The sequence below is a fragment of the Faecalibacterium sp. I4-1-79 genome (genome assembly GCF_023347235.1).
Classification (GTDB): domain Bacteria; phylum Bacillota; class Clostridia; order Oscillospirales; family Ruminococcaceae; genus Faecalibacterium; species Faecalibacterium tardum.
The window spans coordinates 2774330-2793116 of record NZ_CP094467.1; the positions used below are offsets into that span (position 1 = coordinate 2774330).

Consider the following 18787-nt stretch of genomic DNA (forward strand, 5'->3'; position numbering starts at 1 on the left):
GATGTGCTATACTGGTCACAGAATTTCCGGTTAAAAGCATCCATACCGAAAGGAGTTTTGTTTCCATGAGCCAAGCCGCCGCGCAGCAGCCCTCCCGCAAAAAGACTGTGATCTCTCTGCTGGTGCTGCTGGCACTTACCTGCATCATCGTGTTCATTTTTAAGGATCACTGGGTCGAGATCACCACGGCGCTGGCGCAGCTGTCGGTGTGGCAGGTGCTGGCGGTTCTGGCGGTCGGCATCAGCTACCCCCTGCTGGAAGGGTGCGTGGCGTGGGTCATCGTGCGCAGCCGTCTGCCGCAGTTCAAGCTGTGGCAAGGGTTAGATGTGGGCTGGTGCGGCACCTTTGGCAACGTGGTCACGCTGGGTGCCGGTGCGGTACCGGTGCAGCTGTACTACCTGCACAAGGCCGGGCTGTCACTGGGTCCCGGCGCAGGGCTGATGACGCTGGAATACGTTTTCCATAAGACCACCGTGCTGCTGTACGCCACCGTGATGCTGCTGTTACAGCATCGCTGGCTTTCCGCCAACACCACCGGTGTCATGCGCTATCTGCCCATGGCATACGCTGTGGTAGCGGTGATTATTGTGGCGCTGGTGCTGCTGTGTGTTTCGCCGCTGGTGCAGAGCCTCGCCCGCTGGCTGCTGGGCTTTCTGCCCAAGACCGAAAAGTGGCAGCAGCGCCGCGCCGACTGGCTGGAACAGCTGGAGGTGCTGGGCACCGAGAGCCGCCGCCTGCTGGCAGATAAGCCCCGCTGCCTGAAGATTTTTGCCCTGCAGGCGCTCAAGCTGTTCGGGCTGTTCTGCCTGCCCTACCTGTGCATCCGTTTCATGGGGCTTTCCCCGCTGGGCTTCTGGCAAGTGCAGCTGCTCACCAGCCTGATGCTCTTCGTCTCCAACGCCCTGCCCAATGTAGCCGGGATGGGCTCGATCGAAACCGCCTTTCTGCTGGTGTTCGGCAGCTTTCTGGAGCAGGGCGAGGCGATGAGCGTGCTGATGCTCTACCGCATCGCCAGCTATTATGTAGTATTTGCCGCCAGTGCCGTGGGCTTCTTCATCGCCCAGCGGCATCTTGTCCAAATGGAGCCGCCAAAGGAGGGGTGAGCAGATGAAAAGCTTCCACATTCCCCGCACCGCTTTATTTTTTATCCTGTTTGCACTGGCAGCTTTTGCGGTGCTATACCATCCCATCGACCTGAAAGCACTGGTACGCGCCAGCTCGCAGGGCACGCTCCGCACCGAGGAAGTGGCGCATTTTGGCAGCACAAACGACATGGACTATCACCTCCTCTCCATGGACAGCGAAGCGTTCCAACAAACGGCAGAATTGCTTTCCACCGTCTCCTGCCGCAAAAAGTTGAATCAGAACTATTCTTCCTACACCCACGATACCTTTCCGGTGCAGTCAGTCACTGTCAGCTTTTATGACGATGCCGAAAATCAGAAGTTTCTGTTGACGGTATATTCTGACGGCGTGTGCATCCTGAACAGCGCCTATGTCAGCGTAAAATACCCCGGCGGCGGCGCAGCGCAGCTGTATGAACAGCTGGCGGGGATGGGGCAGTAAAAACAAAAATCGGGGCACTCAGGTGGTCAAGCTGAGTGTCCCGTTTTTGTTTTCTTTGCGTCGGCTGTGGTACCAAACACAGCCGGTGCCGCGCCGGAAGCAGCAGAGCAAACCGTGCTGTCGCTTCCCGTAGAAAAGAGAAAGGAATGGAGGAATGGAGCGGAGCGCTTGCAGACGCTCCTTTTTTCTGGTGCAACGTGGTTAGAATTAGCTAACCACCGCTGCGAGAACAGGATACCACAGTCAGTTAGTCTTGTCAACCCTTAATTTGCAAATTTTTTCGCAAAGTTGCTGCGCCGCCGGGGTTTCGGCGTTTTTTCTACATTCTGCCCAAAGAACAGCCTTTCCGCTGGAAGAAAACCCACTTGTTTTCTATTGCTTTTTAAAACGGTTCTTGCTATTATAGTAACGCAAGATTTTGTGGGCAGGTTTTTATTTTTGTCTACACCTTGTAGTAAGGGCTGCCGCAGACGGCAGCGCAAGACCGTTTCGCCCCCAGAAAACCGCCCAGACAGAGCGGTTTTTCAAAGGCTCATTAGTTAGAAAACGCTAACTGCGTAATGGAGCAAGGAGGTTCCAATGATCCAGTTTGAACAGTGGGAAGGCTTTGAAGGCCGCATCTGGAAGGAAGAGGTCAATGTGCGTGACTTCATCCAGAAGAACTACACCCCCTATGACGGCGATGAAAGCTTTCTGGCCGGCCCCACCGAGGCTACCGATAAGCTTTGGGGTGCTTTGCAGCAGCTGCAAAAGGCCGAGCGCGCCAAGGGCGGCGTGCTGGATATGGAGACCGAGGTGGTCAGCAGCCTGACCTCCTACGGCCCCGGCTATATTGACGAAAGCCTGAAGGATCTGGAGCAGATCGTTGGCTTACAGACCGACAAGCCCCTCAAGCGCGCCTTTATGCCCTACGGCGGCATCAAGATGGCAGAGCAGGCCTGCACCACCTACGGCTACCAGCCCTCTGCCGAGCTGCACAAGATCTTTACCGACTACACCCGCACCCACAATCAGGCCGTGTTCGATGCCTACACCCCCGAGATGAAGAAGGCACGCCACACCCACATCATCACCGGTCTGCCGGACACCTATGGCCGCGGCCGCATCGTGGGCGACTACCGCCGCGTTGCCCTGTACGGCATTGACGCCCTGATCCAGTTCAAGCAGGAGGATCTTGCTAACTGCGGCGACGGCACCATGACCGATGACGTCATCCGTCTGCGCGAGGAGATCGCCCGCCAGATCAGCGCCCTGAAGGGCATGAAGAAGATGGCCGAGGCCTACGGCTACGACATCTCCCAGCCCGCCAAGGACGCCAAGGAAGCCTGCCAGTGGCTGTACTTCGGCTATCTGGCCGCCATCAAGACCCAGAACGGCGCCGCCATGAGCGTGGGCCGCATCTCCACCTTCCTTGACATTTATATCCAGCGCGATCTGGACAAGGGCGTCCTGACCGAAAGTCAGGCACAGGAGCTTATCGACCACATGGTCATGAAGTTCCGCATGGTCAAGTTTGCCCGCATCCCCAGCTACAACCAGCTGTTCTCCGGCGACCCCGTGTGGGCAACGCTGGAGGTGGGCGGCATCGGCATGGACGGCCGCAGCATGGTCACCAAGAACTGCTACCGCTTCCTGCACACGCTGGAGAACATGGGCCCCGCACCGGAGCCCAACCTGACCGTGCTGTACTCCTCTGCCCTGCCCGAGGCCTTTAAGAAATACGCCGCCAAGGTGTCCGTCAACACCAGCAGCGTCCAGTACGAGAACGACGATGTGATGAAGCCCGTCTGGGGCGACGATTACTCCATCTGCTGCTGCGTGTCTGCCACCCAGACCGGCAAGGAGATGCAGTTCTTCGGCGCACGCGCCAACCTTGCCAAGTGCCTGCTGTACGCCATCAACGGCGGCGTGGACGAGAAGAGCCACGAGCAGTGCGGCCCCAACTATGCCCCCATCACCAGCGAGTACCTGACCTATGACGAGGTTCTGCCCAAGTATGTGCAGATGCTGGACTGGCTGGCCGGGCTGTACGTCAACGTGCTGAACCTCATCCAGTATATGCACGACAAGTACTACTACGAGGAAGCCGAGATGGCACTCATCGACACCGATGTGCGCCGCACCTTTGCCACCGGCATTGCAGGCTTCTCCCACGTGATCGACTCCCTGAGCGCCATCAAGTACGCCAAGGTGAAGGTGGTGCGCGATGAAAACGGTCTTGCCACCGGCTTTGAGATCGAGGGCGACTTCCCCAAGTACGGCAACGATGACGACCGTGCCGACGAGATCGGCGTGTGGCTGCTCAAGACCTTCCTTGAGATGATCAAGAAGCGCCACACCTACCGCAACTCCGAGGCTACCACCTCCATCCTGACCATCACCTCCAACGTGGTGTACGGCAAGTACACCGGCGCTCTGCCGGATGGCCGCGCCGCCTTTACCCCGTTTGCACCCGGCGCTACCCCCAGCTACGGTGCAGAGCAGAACGGCCTGCTGGCCTCGCTGAACTCTGTGGCAAAGCTGCCCTACCACTGGGCACTGGACGGCATCTCCAACACCCAGACCATCAACCCCGAGGCACTGGGTCACAGCGAGGGCGAGCGCGTGGAGAATCTGGTGCAGGTGCTGGACGGCTACTTTGATCAGGGCGCACACCACCTGAACGTGAACGTCTTTGGCAAGGAGAAGCTGCTGGACGCCATGGAGCACCCCGAAAAGGAAGAGTACGCCAACTTTACCATCCGCGTTTCCGGCTACGCCGTCAAGTTCATCGACCTGACCCGTGAGCAGCAGCTGGACGTGCTGGCCCGTACCTGCCATGGCGCTCTGTAAGACCCTTGGGTACGTCCACTCGCTGGAATCCTTCGGCTCGGTGGACGGCCCCGGCGTGCGCTTCGTGGTGTTTTTGCAGGGGTGTGCCCTGCGGTGCAAGTACTGCCACAACCCCGAAACATGGGCAGAGGGCGGCGAGGCGTGGACGGCAGAAGCGCTGTTCCAGCGGGTATACCGCTACCGCAACTACTGGGGCAAAAAGGGCGGCATCACGGTCAGCGGCGGCGAGCCGCTGCGGCAGCTGGACTTTTTGACCGAGTTCTTCACGCTGGCGCGTGCCAAGGGCGTGCACACGGCGCTGGACACCGCCGGGCAGCCCTTCCGCCCGGACGACCCGGCGTATCTTGCCGCATTTGACCGTCTGATGGCTAACACCAGTCTGGTGATCTTAGACCTCAAGGAGATCGACCCGGAGCGCCACCGGCAGCTTACCGGCAAGGACAACGCCAACATTCTTGCCATGGCGCGGCACATCTCCGACCTCGGCATCCCGCTGTGGATCCGGCACGTCCTCGTGCCCGGTCTGACCGACGACGAGGAGGGGCTGCGCCAAACGGCTGACTTTATCCGCAGCCTGAAAACGGTGCAGCGGGTGGAGGTGCTGCCCTACCACACCTTAGGGCTGTTCAAGTGGCAGAAACTGGGCATTCCCTACCCCCTGCCGGACGCTGTACCGCCCACGGCAGAGCAGGTAAAGCGGGCAGAAGAACTGCTGGAAGTAAGCCGCTATCCCAGGTAAAGAGGAAAGCATCTTTTTGATTTGAAATTCAGCCAAGCCTACAGGCTTGGCTGAATTTCATTTTCACAGGTTTGTTCTGCCTTGACTTCCCTGTGCGGCACCGCTATAATAAAGGGGTAAAAGGATAAATGCGTTTATCCGGGCAGAGTAGCGCCGCACACCGTCTGCGCAGAGAGAACAGGCCACTGGCTGGAAGCCTGTTCGCAGACCGCCGCGCAAAGTGCGCCCGGACAGCACGCGGCGGGAACCCCGTGGGGAAGTATCGCCGTGCGGTGCGCCGCCGTTACCGGCTTTGAGCGACAAACAGAAGTGGAACCGCGATTTTGATTTAAAACCGCCTTCGGAGTTGTGCCTTGTGCACTGCTCCGGGGGCGTTTTGTTTTGCGGCTTCTGTTTGGAACAAAAAGGAGAATTGACCATGCAGATCTTCAACACCCTGACCCGACAGAAGGAAGAATTTGTGCCGCAGGTGCCCGGCGAGTACCGCATCTACGTCTGCGGCCCTACTGTGTACAACTATATCCACATCGGCAACGCACGCCCGCTGATCGTGTTCGACACCCTGCGCCGCTATCTGGAATACCGGGGCAACAAGGTGATCTACGTTTCCAACATCACCGATATCGATGACAAGCTCATCAAGAAGGGACAGGAAGAGGGCACCTCCATGAAGGAGGTGGCACAGCGCTTTGAGGCCGAGTACCTGAAGGATGCCGCTGGGCTGAACTGCGAAAAGCCCACCGTGCAGCCCCGCGCTACCGAGCACATCCCGCAAATCCTCGATATCGTCAAGGATCTGATCGACTCCGGCCACGCCTACGTTGCCAAAAACGGCGATGTGTACTTCCGGGTGAAGAGCGACCCCGGCTACGGCAAGCTGAGCCACCTGAATCTGGACGATTTGGAAAGCGGCAACCGCGAGCTGCGCAGCCGCATGGAGGACGACCTGAAGGAGGACCCCGCCGACTTTGCCGTCTGGAAGGCAGCAAAGCCCGGTGAGCCCGCATGGGAAAGCCCCTACGGCATGGGCCGCCCGGGCTGGCACATCGAGTGCAGCGCCATGAGCCGCACCCATCTGGGCAAGACCATCGACCTGCACTGCGGCGGTCAGGATCTGATCTTCCCCCACCACGAAAACGAGATCGCCCAGAGCGAGTGCGCCAACGGCTGTGAGTTTGCCCGCTACTGGATGCACAACGGCTTCATCAACGTGGACAACCAGAAAATGTCCAAGAGCCTGCACAACTTCTTTACCGTGCGGGATGTGGCAAACCTCTACGGCTACGAGCCCATCCGCTACTTCATGCTGACCGCCGGCTACCGGATGCCCCTGAACTACACCGTAGACCTCATCGAGAGCTGCAAGAACAGTCTGGAGCGCCTGTACACCTGCCGCGAGAATCTGGACTTTGCCCTGAGCAAAACCGACTTCGGCACCGACGAGACCCTGAAGGAAAAGGCCGCCGAGGCACGCACTAAGTTCTGCACCGCCATGGACGACGACCTGAACACCCCGGATGCGCTGGCTGCCGTGTTTGATCTGGTCAAGGAGATCAACACTCTGTCCGCTGCTTCCAGCAAGGCTGCACTGGAGACCGCTGCCGCCGCCTTTGACGAGATCACCGGCGTGCTGGGTCTGCTGTACAACCGCAAGAAGGACGAGGTGCCCGCCGAGGTGACCGAGCTGGTGGAGAAGCGTGCTGCCGCCAAAAAGGCCAAGGACTGGGCCACCGCCGATGCCATCCGCGCACAGCTGACCGAACTGGGCTGGGCTGTGAAGGACACCGCACAGGGTCCCCAGCTGAGCAAGCTGTAAGGCCTGCCGCTAAGGAAAACTATTTTAAAATTTGGGACACCGGAGCGTCTGCGAACGCTCCGGTGTCCCTTTTTCACGGGAGGGGCGCACGCGGCGGGCATTTCAAATCGTCTGGCATAACCAGCAAAAGCCCCGCAGGGCGGTATGCTCTGCGGGGCTTTTGACGCTAGGGGAGGTGTACTAAGGAAAGGACGGATCAGAAATCCACCTCAGTATCGTAGTAGCAGCACTTGAGCAGCTTCTCCATCTCCTCCTGACTGGGCTGGCGGGGGTTGGAGCCGGTGCAGGCGTCGGCGATGGCGTTCTTGGCGATCTCGGGCAGACGCTCGAGGAACACTTCCTCCGGCACAAAGCCCTGCTCGGTGGGGTAGGAGTCCGGACCGTAGTGCTGGATGCAGTGGGGGATGTTCAGCGCATCGTTCATGCCGCGCAGGTACTCGATAAGCAGCTTGACCTTTTCGTCATCGTTTGCGCCGCCCAGCTTCATCTCGTCTGCGATGACGCCGTAGCGCTTCTTGGCCTCGGGGTCCTTGGCGTTGAAGGCGATGACCTTGGGCAGGTACATGGCGTTGGCCGCGCCGTGGATGATGTGTGCGCCGTAGTCTGCAAAGGCAGCGCCGGTCTTGTGTGCCATGGAGTGCACGATGCCCAGCAGTGCGTTGGAGAAGGCCATACCGGCAAGGCACTGGGCGTTGTGCATGGAGTCGCGCTTGGACATATCGCCGTTGTAGCTGTCCACCAGATCGCCTTGGATCATGCGGATGGCGAAGATAGCCAGCGGATCGGTGTAGTCGCAGTGTGCGGTGGAAACATAAGCCTCCACAGCGTGAGTCATGGCGTCCATACCGGTGTGGGCAACCAGCTTCTTGGGCATGGTCTCAGCCAGATCGGGGTCAACGATGGCCACGTCCGGGGTGATTTCAAAGTCTGCGATGGGGTACTTGATGCCCTTCTGGTAGTCGGTGATAATGGAGAAAGCGGTCACCTCGGTGGCAGTGCCGGAGGTGGAGGAAATGGCGCAGAAGTGTGCCTTGCGGCGCAGCGGCGGGATGCCGAACACCTTGCACATCTCCTCAAAGGTGATCTCGGGGTACTCGTACTTGATCCACATGGCCTTGGCTGCATCGATGGGAGAGCCGCCGCCCATGGCGATGATCCAGTCGGGCTCAAACTTCAGCATGGCCTCGGCGCCGCGCATGACGGTCTCCACGGAAGGATCGGGTTCGATACCCTCGAACAGCTCCACTTCCATGCCGGCTTCCTTCAGGTACTCCACCGCACGATCCAAAAAGCCGAAGCGTTTCATGGAGCCGCCGCCGACGCAGATCATTGCCTTTTTGCCGGTAAAGGACTTCAGTGCCTCCAGAGCGCCCTTGCCATGGTACAGATCACGGGGCAAAGTAAAACGAGCCATAATACAAAACCTCCAAAAATAGTACGGCACACACAGCGCTGTGCCGTATTTTTATTTATTATGTTAATTATATAACAATTCGGAGGCAGCTTCAATTGACGTAGCGGAAGAAAAAGTCGTTCTATTTTGGGCGGTTTCCACAAGCAGTAGGATGCAACAAGCCCTCTGCCCTGAAAAAGCGCAAAAAAACACCCCGAAGTCCTAAAACTTCGAGGTGCTTGCCTTTGGAGCTGCTATCCAGATTCGAACTGGAGACCTCATCCTTACCAAGGATGCGCTCTACCAACTGAGCTATAGCAGCAAATGGCGACCCGGATCGGGCTCGAACCGACGACCCCCAGCGTGACAGGCTGGTGCTCTAACCAACTGAGCTACCGGGCCATGATCGCTCAAGTTCGTGCGGCATCTTACCGCGGGAACGTGCTCTATTATATCGGAAAGTCGGTCTGTTGTCAAGCACAAATTTGCGGAAAATGCAATTTTTTGCAAAAGGGGGTGGAGGAACGAACTCCCTCAGTCAAAACCTGACGGTTTTGACTGAGGGAGTTTTACCAAAAAACAAAACGCACAAGTTCCGAAGAACCTGTGCGTCATGGCAGGGGTAGTAAGTTTCGAACTCACGGCACGCGGTTTTGGAGACCGCTGCTCTACCAGCTGAGCTATACCCCTATATACATTCGCTGAATGCTTGATTATTATAGCCGATGCAAAGGGGAATGTCAAGCCTTATTTTTACTTATTTCTCATTTTTCGTGCCGCCGCAGCTGCAGCAGCTCTCCTGCGCGGCGGAATCCAGCGCAGGCAGCTGGCTTGCCAGCTGCTCCAGCGTAACGCTGTCGATATACTGGTTGATCACCTCATCCAGCCCCGCCCAGAACGGCAGAGTGAAGCACTGCTCGGACATAGGGCACTCATTGGTCACGCTGCCAAGGCACGGAATGGGCGCCACGCTGCCCTCGATGGCGCGCAGGATCTCGCCGGCGGTGTAGTCGGCAGCATCCTTAGTCAGGCGGTAGCCGCCCTGACTGCCCCGCTCGCTCTTGACCAGCCCTACCCGCGCCAGCGGGGTGACGATCTGCTCCAGATATTTCAGGCTCAGGTTCTGCCGCTCGCTGATCTCCTTCAGGCTGACGGTGGTGCCCGGCGCATAGCGCGCCAGCTCCGCCATCAGGCGCAGGGCGTAGCGGCTCTTGGTGGAAAATTTCATGGTAGTCCTCTCCTTGCTGTATTTCATAGTATAGCACGTTACTCGGATTTTGCAAAGGACAAACCTCTTGTGCAAACAAAAAAGGTCTGCTATCATAGGATGGAACAGAACCTATCTTTGAGGAGTGAGAGTATGACAGAGAAGATCACCGCAGCAGACGCTATCCGTCTGCTGGATTCCGGCAAGGCTGTCGCCGTAGATGTGCGCGAGCCGGACGAATACGCCGTGGGGCACATCCCCGGGGCAAAGCTGCTGCCGCTGGGGCAGGTCATCGACCGTGCCGCCGAGGTGCTGCCGGACAAAAACGCCCTGTGGCTGGTGTACTGCCGCACCGGCCGCCGCAGCGCCGATGCCGTGCAAAAGCTGGAAAGCCTTGGCTACACCAACCTGCGGGACCTTGGCGGCATTTTAAGCTGGCCCTACGAGATCGAGGGTGATTTTGAGGGGCATTTCTAAGGTTATATACTTTATAAAAAGCAAAAACCATACCAGAAAGGAAACCATGCCATGTCGTTCCATGCAAAAGAGTTCGCGGGCAGCCACTGCGGCTGCCGTTACCAGCAGGATTACCGCCCTACCTTAGGGCGGGACGGCAAAAAGGAATCCGGCACGCTGGAGGTCATCAAGTTCTACTACGATGGCGCTATCCGCTTTGAGCAGCACTGCTACGGCGAGGCTGCCACCTTTGTGTTCGGCGTGTGGGCGTCCGGCATGGATGAGGACGGCACGCTGCACTGGGTGCTGCCGGACCGCCGCAAGAGCTACTACGACGAAAGCTATCTGCCCAAAAAGCTGGACCGGGTGGACGAAGCCGGAAACTTGTACTTTGACGGCGGCATCTTTCCGTGGAAGCTGGCGGACGACTTTGCCGAGGATAAGCGCTGGGGCTACCCCAAGTGGAAGGTGTTACTGGGAAAACTGACCGGAAAGGGCAAAAAAGGTGACTGAATCACGAAAATCCAGTATTCATATTGACATACTAGGGAATGATATGGTATAACTTATCCGTTGAAAGGATTCCGCATCTGCACAGGGCATTTAAGGCTCCCGCAGACGCGTTCAATAAGAAAGGATCATTCCTATGGAAAACATGGAAAAAGTGGTTTATCTGGATAATGCTGCCACCACTCCCTGTGCTCCCGAGGCACTGGAAATGATGGTCAAAGCCCTGAGCGGTGCCTGCGGCAACCCCAGCAGCCATTACAGCATCGGCTACGAGGCAAAGGAATTTGTAGATACCGGCCGCGCACAGGTGGCAAAGGCCATCAATGCAAGTCCGGCTGAGCTCTTCTTTACCAGCTGCGGCTCCGAGGCCGACAACTGGGCGGTGAAGGGCACTGCCTTTACCAAGGCACGCCAGAACAAAAAGCACCTCATCACCAGCGCTTTTGAGCACCACGCCATCATGCACAGCATGGCTGCGCTGGAGCGCATGGGCTTTGAAGTGACCTATATCAAGCCCACCGCCGAGGGCTACATCCGCCCCGAGGACGTGGAGGCTGCCATCCGTCCCGACACCGCACTGGTCAGCATCATGATGGCCAACAACGAGATCGGCACCATCCAGCCCATCAAGGAGATCGCCGAGATTGCCCACAAGCATGGCGTGTGGATGCACACCGATGCGGTGCAGGCTGTGGGTGCCATCCCCGTGGATGTGAAGGAGCTGGGCGTGGATATGCTGTCCATGAGCGCCCACAAGTTCAATGGCCCCAAGGGCATGGGTGCACTGTACTGCCGTAAGGGCGTATGGCCCCAGAACTTGATCGATGGCGGCAGTCAGGAGGCCCGCCACCGTGCAGGCACCGAGAACGTGGCCGGCATTGCTGCCATGGGCAAGGCACTGGAGATCGCCACGGCGCATCTGGATGAGCGCATGGCCCACGAGAGCGAGCTGCGCGATTACGTCATCGACCGCATCCTCAAGAACATCCCGGAAGCCCGCCTGAACGGCGGCCGCAGTCCCCGTCTGCCCAACAATGTGAACATCAGCTTCCCGGGTCTGGAGGGCGAGACCATTCTGCTGGATCTGGATATGCACGGCATCTGCGCCTCTACCGGCTCTGCCTGCAACTCCGACAGTCTGGACCCCAGCCACGTCCTGCTGAGCATCGGCGTGCCTGAGGAGATCGGCCACGGCTCCATGCGGTTCACCTTTGGCCCGCAGAACACCATGGAAGAAGCAAAATATCTGTGTGACGTGCTGGAGGAGGTCATCCCCCGCCGCCGCGCTATGAGTTGTATGTGGCTGCAGGGTCAGAACAAGGCCCGCCAGTTCAGCCTGAAGGGAGAACAGTAATTATGGCAAGTATGTATAGTGCCAAGGTCATGGAGCATTTCGCAAATCCGCACAACGTAGGTGAGCTGCCCGATGCAAACGGCGTGGGTGAAGTGGGCAACCCCAAGTGCGGCGATATCATGCGCATGTACCTGAAAATTGAGAACAATGTGATCGTGGACGTCAAGTTCCTCACCTTTGGCTGCGGCGCAGCCATTGCCACCAGCAGCATGGCCACCGACCTGATCAAGGGCAAGACCGTGGACGAGGCACTGAAGCTGACCAACAAGGCCGTTGTGGAGGCTCTGGAAGGTCTGCCCCCGGTCAAGGTGCACTGCTCTGTTCTGGCCGAGCAGGCTGTCAAGGCTGCCCTGTCCGACTACTACCGCCGTCAGGGCATTGATCCGGAACCCATCGTGGGCAAGCTGGAAGAGGATTGCGAGCACTGCGAGAGCTGCGGCAACTGATTCTGACAGTATCCTAAGCAAAAAAGGACACCGCTTCGTGCGGTGTCCTTTTTTGCGTCCCCACTTGTGAGAAAAGGGGTTCAGAAACGCCCGCAGGTGTTTCTGAACCCCAAAAAATCAAATCGTTTTCCGTGCCTTACACCCCGCCGTGGCGGCGCTGCTCGGCGGCAAGCTCCTGCTGCAAAGCGGCCTTGCGGTGATCCAGCAGCAGATCCTTGTTGTACTTGAAGTACCGTTCGCAGCCGTTTTCGGTGAGGAACTGGTGGGAAGCGGGGTTCACCGTAAGCTCGGTGACGAATACCACCATCTCCTGACTTTCCGCAAAGGCCTGCTCCATAAAGTCGAAAGCGGCTTCCAGCGCAGCGGCGGCGGTCTTTTGGGTGGTCTCGCGCTGGTCTGCCAGCGCACGGAACTGACCGCGCAGCAGGTCGAAGGCCTCCTGCGTACCGGCGGCGTTGGCGCGGCGCAGCTCCCCTTCCCACTGGTGCAGCGCGGCCTGCACCTGCAGACGGTTGGTCAGCTCTGCCTTGCCCAGCAGCCCGGCATCGCGCTTTTGCTGGGTCTCGGCTTCGTAGTCCTTGATCTGCTGACTGAACAACTCTGCGGAGCCGTCTGGGATATCCTCCGGCAGGGTAGCCAGCGCCTTTTTGGTCTCCCGCAAAAAGGCGTAGCAGGCATCGGCCACGGCGTCTGCCTGCAAGGAAGCGGTAAAGCGGGTGTCCAGCCCCGCCAGCAGCAGGCTGACAAGGCTGAGCCGCTCGTCAAAGGGGGCCTGCAGCAGCCGTGCGAACACGGCGGGCTTTGCCTGCCCGGCAAGAATTTCCTCCACGCCGTAGTCGTCCCGGTACTTGTAGTACAGATCCAGATAAGCCGAGAAGTCCTCGGCGATCTTCGGGTGCTGGATATACTCCCGGATCAGTTCCTCATCTGCCTGCAAGCCCAGCGTTTCGTAGGTGTCCAGCAGGTTGGAAAGATCCTCCCAGCCGCGGGCGGTGACGAACTGGGTGCCGTCCACGTCCGCGTTGATCTGGTAGAAGTTCTGGGGATGCAGCTCCAGATAGCTCAGGATGGCGCTGTGGATATGCGCAGCGCGGGCGTAGTCCTTCCACACCGGCAGGTCGGGCTCGATGTCCATGCGGCGCACGCGGTCAAGGGTAACGATGTCAAAATCCCGGACGGATTTGTTGTACTCCGGCGGGTTGCCTGCCGCCACGATGACCCAGCCCGCAGGCACGGCCTGATTGCCAAAGGTCTTGCACTGCAAAAATTGCAGCATGGTAGGCGCAAGCGTCTCAGACACGCAGTTGATCTCGTCGATGAACAGAATGCCCTCCGAAAGGCCGGTGGTCTCCATTTTGGCATAGATGCTGGCAATGATCTCGCTCATGGTGTATTCGGTCACCGACACGTCCTTATCGCCGTAGTGGCGCTGCCGGATAAAGGGCAGACCCACGGCGCTCTGGCGGGTGTGGTGAGTGATGGTGTAGGCCACCAGTGCCACCCCGCACTCCCGGGCCACCTGCTCCATCACCTGCGTTTTGCCAATGCCCGGAGGGCCCATCAGCAGGATGGGGCGCTGCCGGATGGCTGGAATGGCGTATTCGCCCAGCGCATCCTTGGCAAGGTAAGCTTTTACGGTATGCTCGATCTCTTCTTTGGCACGTTTGATATTCATAATGGTTCCCCCTCTTGTCAGGAGTTGTTCAGTTCGCGGTACAGGTCGTCCTCCTCGGCCAGAGCGTCCGCAAGGGCGCTGGCGGGGCGGGCTGCCGCACCGGTAAATTCTTCTTCGTCCAGTACCACTTTCATCGCCCACGGCGGCACATTGGCATCATCGAACCGCTCCCCCAAAAACAGGAAGGCGGTATCGTAGCCGGGACGCCGCGCCGGGTAGGTGCCCATGCCGTCGGTGAAGTACAAAAGGCCGCGCAGGTTCGAAAACTTCTTTTCGGCGCAAAGCTGGTTTACATATTCAAAGGCCGGGCGGAAGTCCGTTCCGCCGCCGCCCCGCAGCTCAAAGTGGTTCATGGCGTGGATGAGTTCGTCCTCGTTGCGGATGAGGATATCCTGCCGCACGGCGTTGTCGGCCTGAATCAGGTGCAGGTTCATGCGGTGGAAAAAGTTTTCCCGCCCTTTGAGCAGGGTGTAGGTCTCGGCCAGAAAGGCGCGCACCAGCTCGCCGGAGGTGGAGTAACTGGTATCAATGACCAATGCCAGCTCCTCGATCTTTTTGCTCTCCCGGCTTTCCAGCGGCTCGATCAGGGGCAGGTTGCCGTACACCGAAAGGCCATAGGTGTAAAAGTTCAGATCAAACTCGTCCGGGTCCAGCTTTACCTCCTCGCGCAGGACGCAGAACCGGCGCAGAAAGTCCTTGTAGCTGCGGCGGCTGCGGTTGGCGGCTTTCACCTGCTGCTTCAAGGCATCGGTGCCCTCGCCCGCCTCTTTATCCCGCAGGTCCAGCTCGGTCTGCATCCGCTCCCCAATCTTCTGCCACGTTTTCTGCGGCAGAGGGGTGGGCATCTGCTGGGGCTGCTCCGGGGCATCCTTCGGCCACAGGCGGTGGTCATCGGTGACGAATTCCCGCTCCAGCTGCCGCAGCACGCCGGGCGTCTGTCGGGTGAGCCAGCGGTACACCGGCGCTGCCGCCACTACCTTTTCCTCAGCGGTGATCTGCCGGTAGGCGTTCTGCCGCACATAGGTCAGCGGACGCGTCACGCTTTTGCGCTGTAAGCTGTCAATGACGTTTTCCACCGCGATATCACACGCAAGGCTCCACAGCTGCGGCTCGCGGCGGCCTTTCAGCCACAAATGCCGGAATATGCAGTGGAAGATGGTGTGCAGATACAACCGGTTGAGATATTTCGGGTTCTCCTGATAGAGCTGCAACAGGCGCTGCGGCTGGTAATACAGGGTCTGTCCGTCCGTAGCCAGCACCCGGCAGCGCTCGTCCGGGGCGGGGGTCAGGGCGCTGAGTGCCATATCCAGAAACCGGAAGTCCAGATACAGCCCGCTGCGCACCACCGCCAGCACCTCGCCGCCCATGCGTGCCTGCCACTCCTCGTGGGTCTCCGGCCGCTGGGACTGGAAGGGCTTGCGGGGGTCGAAAAATTTTTCCTTTGGCAACGTGTGGTCACCTCTCAAAAATCAAAATCGTACCGCTGCTTTTTGGGCTGGGGGGCATATTTTTTGTGCTCCGCATCTGCCAGCAGGGCGGCAGCGGCGGCGTTCTCTGCCTTGGCGGCAAGGGCGGCAGCGGACGCAAAAGCGGCTTTATCCAGCACGTCCAGCGCCAGCAGGGCGCGGATGCTGTCGGTATCCTGCGCCTTTAAAAGGCGGGCGAACACCCGGTCGGTGTTGGCTGCCAGAAACGCCCGGTAGTGCCCGGCGGCAGCTTCGGTCAGCTGCCACGGATACCGCAGGCGGGCAAAGCAGAGCATGGCCATAATGGCGGCGTCATCGGCGTCGTGCCCCTGCGGGAAGATAGCGTCATATTCTGCCGGGAGGAATTTACTGTCGAGAAAACACTGTCTGTAATGGTATCCCTGCCCGGAAAAGGTGTGCAGCAGGATGTGGGCGGGGGTCTCCTCGATATCCTCCCAGTAGGCGGGGTACCACAGCGCCGCCAGCGGCGCGGGGGCATCGGCGGGCCAGAACTGCGCCTGCACCGCCTCGGTGATGTTGTTTACCAGCGCAAACAGCCCGGTGGGCTGCTCCGGTGCGGCCTGCACCCGCAGGGTCTCCAGCGCAAAGCAATTCAGAAACACATCGCTGCCCACGGTAAGTCCCCCGCTGCCCACCGTGAGCAGACGCAGGCTGCGGCAGTTGTAAAAGGCGCAGCTGCCAATGACCTGTACACTGTCCGGCAGAGTGGCTTCCTCCAGAAAGCTGCCACACACCGGGTGCAGTTCCTCTTCGTCCGCTGCCGGGGCGTCAAGGTCAAAATCGTACCGGCGGGCGGGCTTTTGCCCCACCGCCTGCCCAAACGCCCGGGTCAGCCGCACCGTGCCGTCTGCGCTTACTGCGTAGCGGCACAGGGCATCCGGCGCAGGCAGGCTGCGGGGCTTTTCGGAAAAGCAGTAGTCGCCCAGCTCGGTCAGGGCAAGGCTGCCGCCCTCCGGGGCGGGCACGCTGCCCGGCAGCACCACGCAGGGTGCTGTGCCATACACCCGCACCAGCCGTCCCGTCTGTGCCGAAAGGGGCAAGATATCCAATATCAGTTCGTTTGCCTGTTCCACCATGCTGCGACCTCGTTTTTCTGCATTCATTCAGCTTTCAGTATACCGCGAACAGGGGGTGATTGTCCAGTGCAGAGAAAGATTTGAACGGTTCTGTGCTGACGGGCTGCGGGACCCGGCAGCGCTGCCAGTATTCCCCTTTTTGTCACAGCCTTGTTCAAGTCCTCTGTTCTTCCGGTGCTGCCGAAGGGAAATTGCCGTATAAAACAAAAAAGACAGCCATCAAAAGCTGTCTTTTTTGTGGTGCAGTAAAGCAATCCAAATCCGAACCATTTCCCTTTGATGCGGCTTCTGCCGCTTCCCCAAAGGTGACGGTCTGTGTTCCTTCTTTATAGTTGAAGGTTATCAAAACCTTATCATCATACAGGTAAATCGCATTGATGAAGGTATCCACTAGTGCCTGCCGCTGGTCTTTCAGGCTCATGTCCAGCTTACGGAACCGCAGCAGCCAAAACCTGATAAATTCTTCGGTCACTTTCGGCTTCGCCAGCTTTTCTTCCGCAATGCGTGCTTCAAGCTCACGCTTGGTTTCTTCCAGCTGCTCCAACCGCTCCTTGGTGGAGCTGGTCAGGATACCGGCCTGAATCGCATTGAGCATATTCTGGATACCGGATTCTGCATCCCGGAGCTGCTTTTTATAAAGGGGAATGTTGGTATTCTCCTTGTTTTGCAGTTCCATCACCTTGGCGATGATGGATTCCATAGCGGCATCGTCTTTCACAAGCTGCATGGTCTGGTTGACCACCAGATCTTCCAGCCACTGTTTGCGGACGGTCTTTTTCTTGCAGCCCTTGTGCTTTTTGGCAGTGGCACATTTATAGTAGCGGTGGACTTCACCCGTCCGGCTTGTGCCGCTTTCGCCAAACATCAACGCCCCACAGTAGCCGCAGAACAGCTTGGTGGTGAGCAGGTAGTCATCCTCTGCCTTTCTACGGGCAGGGGCTTTTTTGTTTTTGGCGATCTTTTCCTGCACATCGTTGAAAAGCTCTGCGGACACAATGGAGGGAATCGCATCGGGAATCAAAACATCACGATATTTCAGCTCCCCGATGTAGCGGCGATTGTTCAGCATATGCTGAATGGTGTTGAAGGTCATCAGCCCGCCACGCTGGTTCTTGACGCCCTTTTCGTTCAGCCAATCCCGAATTTCCCGCATGGTCTGGCCATCGTTGTACCGCTGGAAGGTTTCTGCCACAAAGGGAGCAGTCAACGGGTCGATTTCAAAGCGGTGGTCTGCGTTGATGATGTAGCCAAAGGGAATGGCACCGCCAGTGAACTTTCCCTTCAGTGCGTTTTCGGTCATGCCACGAATGACCTTTTCAGACAGGTCAGCGGAATAATACTCGGCATAACCTTCCAGCACCGATTCCAGAATGATGCCCTCCGGTCCCTCGGAGATGATCTCGGTGGCAGACATGAGCTTGACACCGTTCTTCTTCAGCTGGGTCTTGTACCGGGCACTGTCGTAGCGGTTCCGGGCAAAACGATCCAACTTCCAGACCAGCACGATGTCAAACAGCTTCTTGTCACTGTCCTTAATCATCTGCTGAAACTCCGGGCGGTTGTCCGTCTTGGCAGAGATAGCACGGTCAATGTAGTGCTTGACGATGGTGATGCCGTTCTTTTCCGCATAGGCAGTGCATTCACGAATCTGGCCTTCAATGGATTCTTCGCGCTGGTTGTCCGATGAATAGCGGGCATAGATCACGGCGGTCATGGCAGGCACCTCACTTTACACATCATTGAACGGTGGAGTGTTCTTTTAAAGCAATGTTTCGTATAATGGATATACCACATTTTACAGATGATTGCAAGCTTTTTATACGCTTTTCACGAGATTCAGTAAAAAACATGAACTCCTATGAAAGCAAAATATTCACATTCCATGGTTCTATGAAGGTGCCCGGAGCAATTGTGTCATTTTGACACAATTCCTTATTTCTCCATAAACCATAAAAATTCAACTTTTTAATGCAGCAGCTACAACGTTGGATTGCATATCGCAAATATACTATTTGAATATTGCGCTGATTTTTGTCTTGTTACGGTTTCGCAATAGTCAAAACCACCGGCTAAGCCGGTGGCTTGAGTAAGCCCTAGAAGGGCATCCTACTGGCAAAGCCCCTCAAGGGGCCTCGAGCAAGCGTCTTTCATCTGCATTACCTGCCCTACCGCTCTAACGAGCTATGTTGCAAAGTGCATCTTCTAAGATAACAATTTCTTTGTCATCTCG

15 protein-coding genes and 3 tRNA genes are annotated in these 18787 nt (G+C 58.0%); 9 read left to right on the forward strand and 9 right to left on the reverse strand.

Going from position 1 to position 18787, the window contains the following annotated elements; genetic code table 11:
- Positions 1-65: 65 nt before the first annotated feature.
- The 5 genes from MTP36_RS13650 to cysS all read left to right on the forward strand — a co-directional run bounded on the left by MTP36_RS13650 (position 66) and on the right by cysS (position 6953).
- Positions 66-1103 (forward strand): lysylphosphatidylglycerol synthase transmembrane domain-containing protein, encoded by a 1038-nt coding sequence (locus tag MTP36_RS13650; RefSeq protein WP_249251372.1) that lies wholly within the window; start codon positions 66-68, stop codon positions 1101-1103.
- 4 nt (positions 1104-1107) lie between these two features.
- On the forward strand, positions 1108-1566 hold the full coding sequence (locus MTP36_RS13655; RefSeq protein WP_249251374.1) for a hypothetical protein: 459 nt from the start codon (positions 1108-1110) through the stop codon (positions 1564-1566).
- A gap of 579 nt (positions 1567-2145) precedes the next feature.
- Positions 2146-4398, forward strand: coding sequence for a formate C-acetyltransferase (gene pflB, locus MTP36_RS13660; protein WP_249251376.1), 2253 nt, complete (start codon positions 2146-2148; stop codon positions 4396-4398).
- Positions 4385-5137, forward strand: coding sequence for a pyruvate formate-lyase-activating protein (gene pflA / locus MTP36_RS13665; RefSeq protein ID WP_249251378.1), 753 nt, complete (start codon positions 4385-4387; stop codon positions 5135-5137). Before pflB ends, pflA begins: the two co-directional genes overlap by 14 nt.
- A gap of 418 nt (positions 5138-5555) precedes the next feature.
- Positions 5556-6953, forward strand: a complete 1398-nt coding sequence (gene cysS, locus MTP36_RS13670; protein ID WP_005922944.1) for a cysteine--tRNA ligase — start codon at positions 5556-5558, stop codon at positions 6951-6953.
- Positions 6954-7149: 196 nt separating this feature from the next.
- On the opposite strand, the gene MTP36_RS13675 is transcribed toward cysS, so the two are convergent.
- From MTP36_RS13675 to MTP36_RS13695, 5 genes are all read right to left on the reverse strand, one after another.
- On the reverse strand, positions 7150-8367 hold the full coding sequence (locus tag MTP36_RS13675; RefSeq protein WP_055186841.1) for an iron-containing alcohol dehydrogenase: 1218 nt from the start codon (positions 8365-8367) through the stop codon (positions 7150-7152).
- Positions 8368-8592: 225 nt separating this feature from the next.
- Positions 8593-8668 (reverse strand) — tRNA-Thr (locus tag MTP36_RS13680).
- A 3-nt stretch (positions 8669-8671) separates the two neighbouring features.
- Positions 8672-8748, reverse strand: a tRNA-Asp gene (locus tag MTP36_RS13685).
- 212 nt (positions 8749-8960) lie between these two features.
- Positions 8961-9036: transfer RNA gene (locus MTP36_RS13690), tRNA-Trp, on the reverse strand.
- Between the two features lie 67 nt (positions 9037-9103).
- The gene (locus MTP36_RS13695; protein WP_055186842.1) at positions 9104-9574 is read right to left on the reverse strand and encodes an RrF2 family transcriptional regulator; all 471 of its coding nucleotides are present in this window, start codon (positions 9572-9574) and stop codon (positions 9104-9106) included.
- Positions 9575-9706: 132 nt separating this feature from the next.
- Here MTP36_RS13695 and MTP36_RS13700 point away from each other — a divergent pair, with 132 nt between their 5' ends.
- The 4 genes from MTP36_RS13700 (at position 9707) to nifU (ending at position 12319) form a co-directional block, all read left to right on the forward strand.
- Positions 9707-10030 carry a rhodanese-like domain-containing protein gene (locus MTP36_RS13700; RefSeq protein WP_055186843.1) on the forward strand — a complete coding sequence of 108 codons (324 nt, stop codon included), beginning with the start codon at positions 9707-9709 and terminating at the stop codon, positions 10028-10030.
- 51 nt (positions 10031-10081) lie between these two features.
- Positions 10082-10522, forward strand: coding sequence for a hypothetical protein (locus MTP36_RS13705; protein WP_055186844.1), 441 nt, complete (start codon positions 10082-10084; stop codon positions 10520-10522).
- A gap of 133 nt (positions 10523-10655) precedes the next feature.
- Positions 10656-11873, forward strand: a complete 1218-nt coding sequence (locus MTP36_RS13710; protein ID WP_117554861.1) for a cysteine desulfurase family protein — start codon at positions 10656-10658, stop codon at positions 11871-11873.
- Between the two features lie 2 nt (positions 11874-11875).
- The gene (nifU, locus tag MTP36_RS13715) at positions 11876-12319 is read left to right on the forward strand and encodes a Fe-S cluster assembly scaffold protein NifU (RefSeq protein WP_015537288.1); all 444 of its coding nucleotides are present in this window, start codon (positions 11876-11878) and stop codon (positions 12317-12319) included.
- Positions 12320-12455: 136 nt separating this feature from the next.
- On the opposite strand, the gene MTP36_RS13720 is transcribed toward nifU, so the two are convergent.
- The 4 genes from MTP36_RS13720 to MTP36_RS13735 all read right to left on the reverse strand — a co-directional run bounded on the left by MTP36_RS13720 (position 12456) and on the right by MTP36_RS13735 (position 18271).
- Complete coding sequence (locus MTP36_RS13720; RefSeq protein WP_249251381.1) at positions 12456-13994, reverse strand: ATP-binding protein; 1539 nt, start codon at positions 13992-13994, stop codon at positions 12456-12458.
- Positions 13995-14011: 17 nt separating this feature from the next.
- Positions 14012-15442, reverse strand: coding sequence for a vWA domain-containing protein (locus tag MTP36_RS13725; RefSeq protein ID WP_330220862.1), 1431 nt, complete (start codon positions 15440-15442; stop codon positions 14012-14014).
- Positions 15443-15456: 14 nt separating this feature from the next.
- Positions 15457-16557 (reverse strand): leucine-rich repeat protein, encoded by a 1101-nt coding sequence (locus MTP36_RS13730; RefSeq protein ID WP_249251386.1) that lies wholly within the window; start codon positions 16555-16557, stop codon positions 15457-15459.
- A 154-nt stretch (positions 16558-16711) separates the two neighbouring features.
- Complete coding sequence (locus tag MTP36_RS13735; RefSeq protein ID WP_249251388.1) at positions 16712-18271, reverse strand: recombinase family protein; 1560 nt, start codon at positions 18269-18271, stop codon at positions 16712-16714.
- Between the last annotated feature and the right edge of the window lie 516 nt (positions 18272-18787).

Excerpts from the sequence above, each read along its gene's own strand:
- MTP36_RS13730 (WP_249251386.1), bottom strand. The coding sequence starts at position 16,557 with ATGGTGGAACAGGCAAACGAACTGATATTGGATATCTTGCCCCTTTCG.
- MTP36_RS13700 (WP_055186843.1), top strand. The coding sequence starts at position 9,707 with ATGACAGAGAAGATCACCGCAGCAGACGCTATCCGTCTGCTGGATTCC.
- cysS (WP_005922944.1), top strand. The coding sequence starts at position 5,556 with ATGCAGATCTTCAACACCCTGACCCGACAGAAGGAAGAATTTGTGCCG.
- MTP36_RS13720 (WP_249251381.1), bottom strand. The coding sequence starts at position 13,994 with ATGAATATCAAACGTGCCAAAGAAGAGATCGAGCATACCGTAAAAGCT.
- pflA (WP_249251378.1), top strand. The coding sequence starts at position 4,385 with ATGGCGCTCTGTAAGACCCTTGGGTACGTCCACTCGCTGGAATCCTTC.
- MTP36_RS13675 (WP_055186841.1), bottom strand. The coding sequence starts at position 8,367 with ATGGCTCGTTTTACTTTGCCCCGTGATCTGTACCATGGCAAGGGCGCT.
- pflB (WP_249251376.1), top strand. The coding sequence starts at position 2,146 with ATGATCCAGTTTGAACAGTGGGAAGGCTTTGAAGGCCGCATCTGGAAG.
- MTP36_RS13705 (WP_055186844.1), top strand. The coding sequence starts at position 10,082 with ATGTCGTTCCATGCAAAAGAGTTCGCGGGCAGCCACTGCGGCTGCCGT.
- MTP36_RS13655 (WP_249251374.1), top strand. The coding sequence starts at position 1,108 with ATGAAAAGCTTCCACATTCCCCGCACCGCTTTATTTTTTATCCTGTTT.
- MTP36_RS13710 (WP_117554861.1), top strand. The coding sequence starts at position 10,656 with ATGGAAAACATGGAAAAAGTGGTTTATCTGGATAATGCTGCCACCACT.
- nifU (WP_015537288.1), top strand. The coding sequence starts at position 11,876 with ATGGCAAGTATGTATAGTGCCAAGGTCATGGAGCATTTCGCAAATCCG.
- MTP36_RS13735 (WP_249251388.1), bottom strand. The coding sequence starts at position 18,271 with ATGACCGCCGTGATCTATGCCCGCTATTCATCGGACAACCAGCGCGAA.
- MTP36_RS13695 (WP_055186842.1), bottom strand. The coding sequence starts at position 9,574 with ATGAAATTTTCCACCAAGAGCCGCTACGCCCTGCGCCTGATGGCGGAG.
- MTP36_RS13650 (WP_249251372.1), top strand. The coding sequence starts at position 66 with ATGAGCCAAGCCGCCGCGCAGCAGCCCTCCCGCAAAAAGACTGTGATC.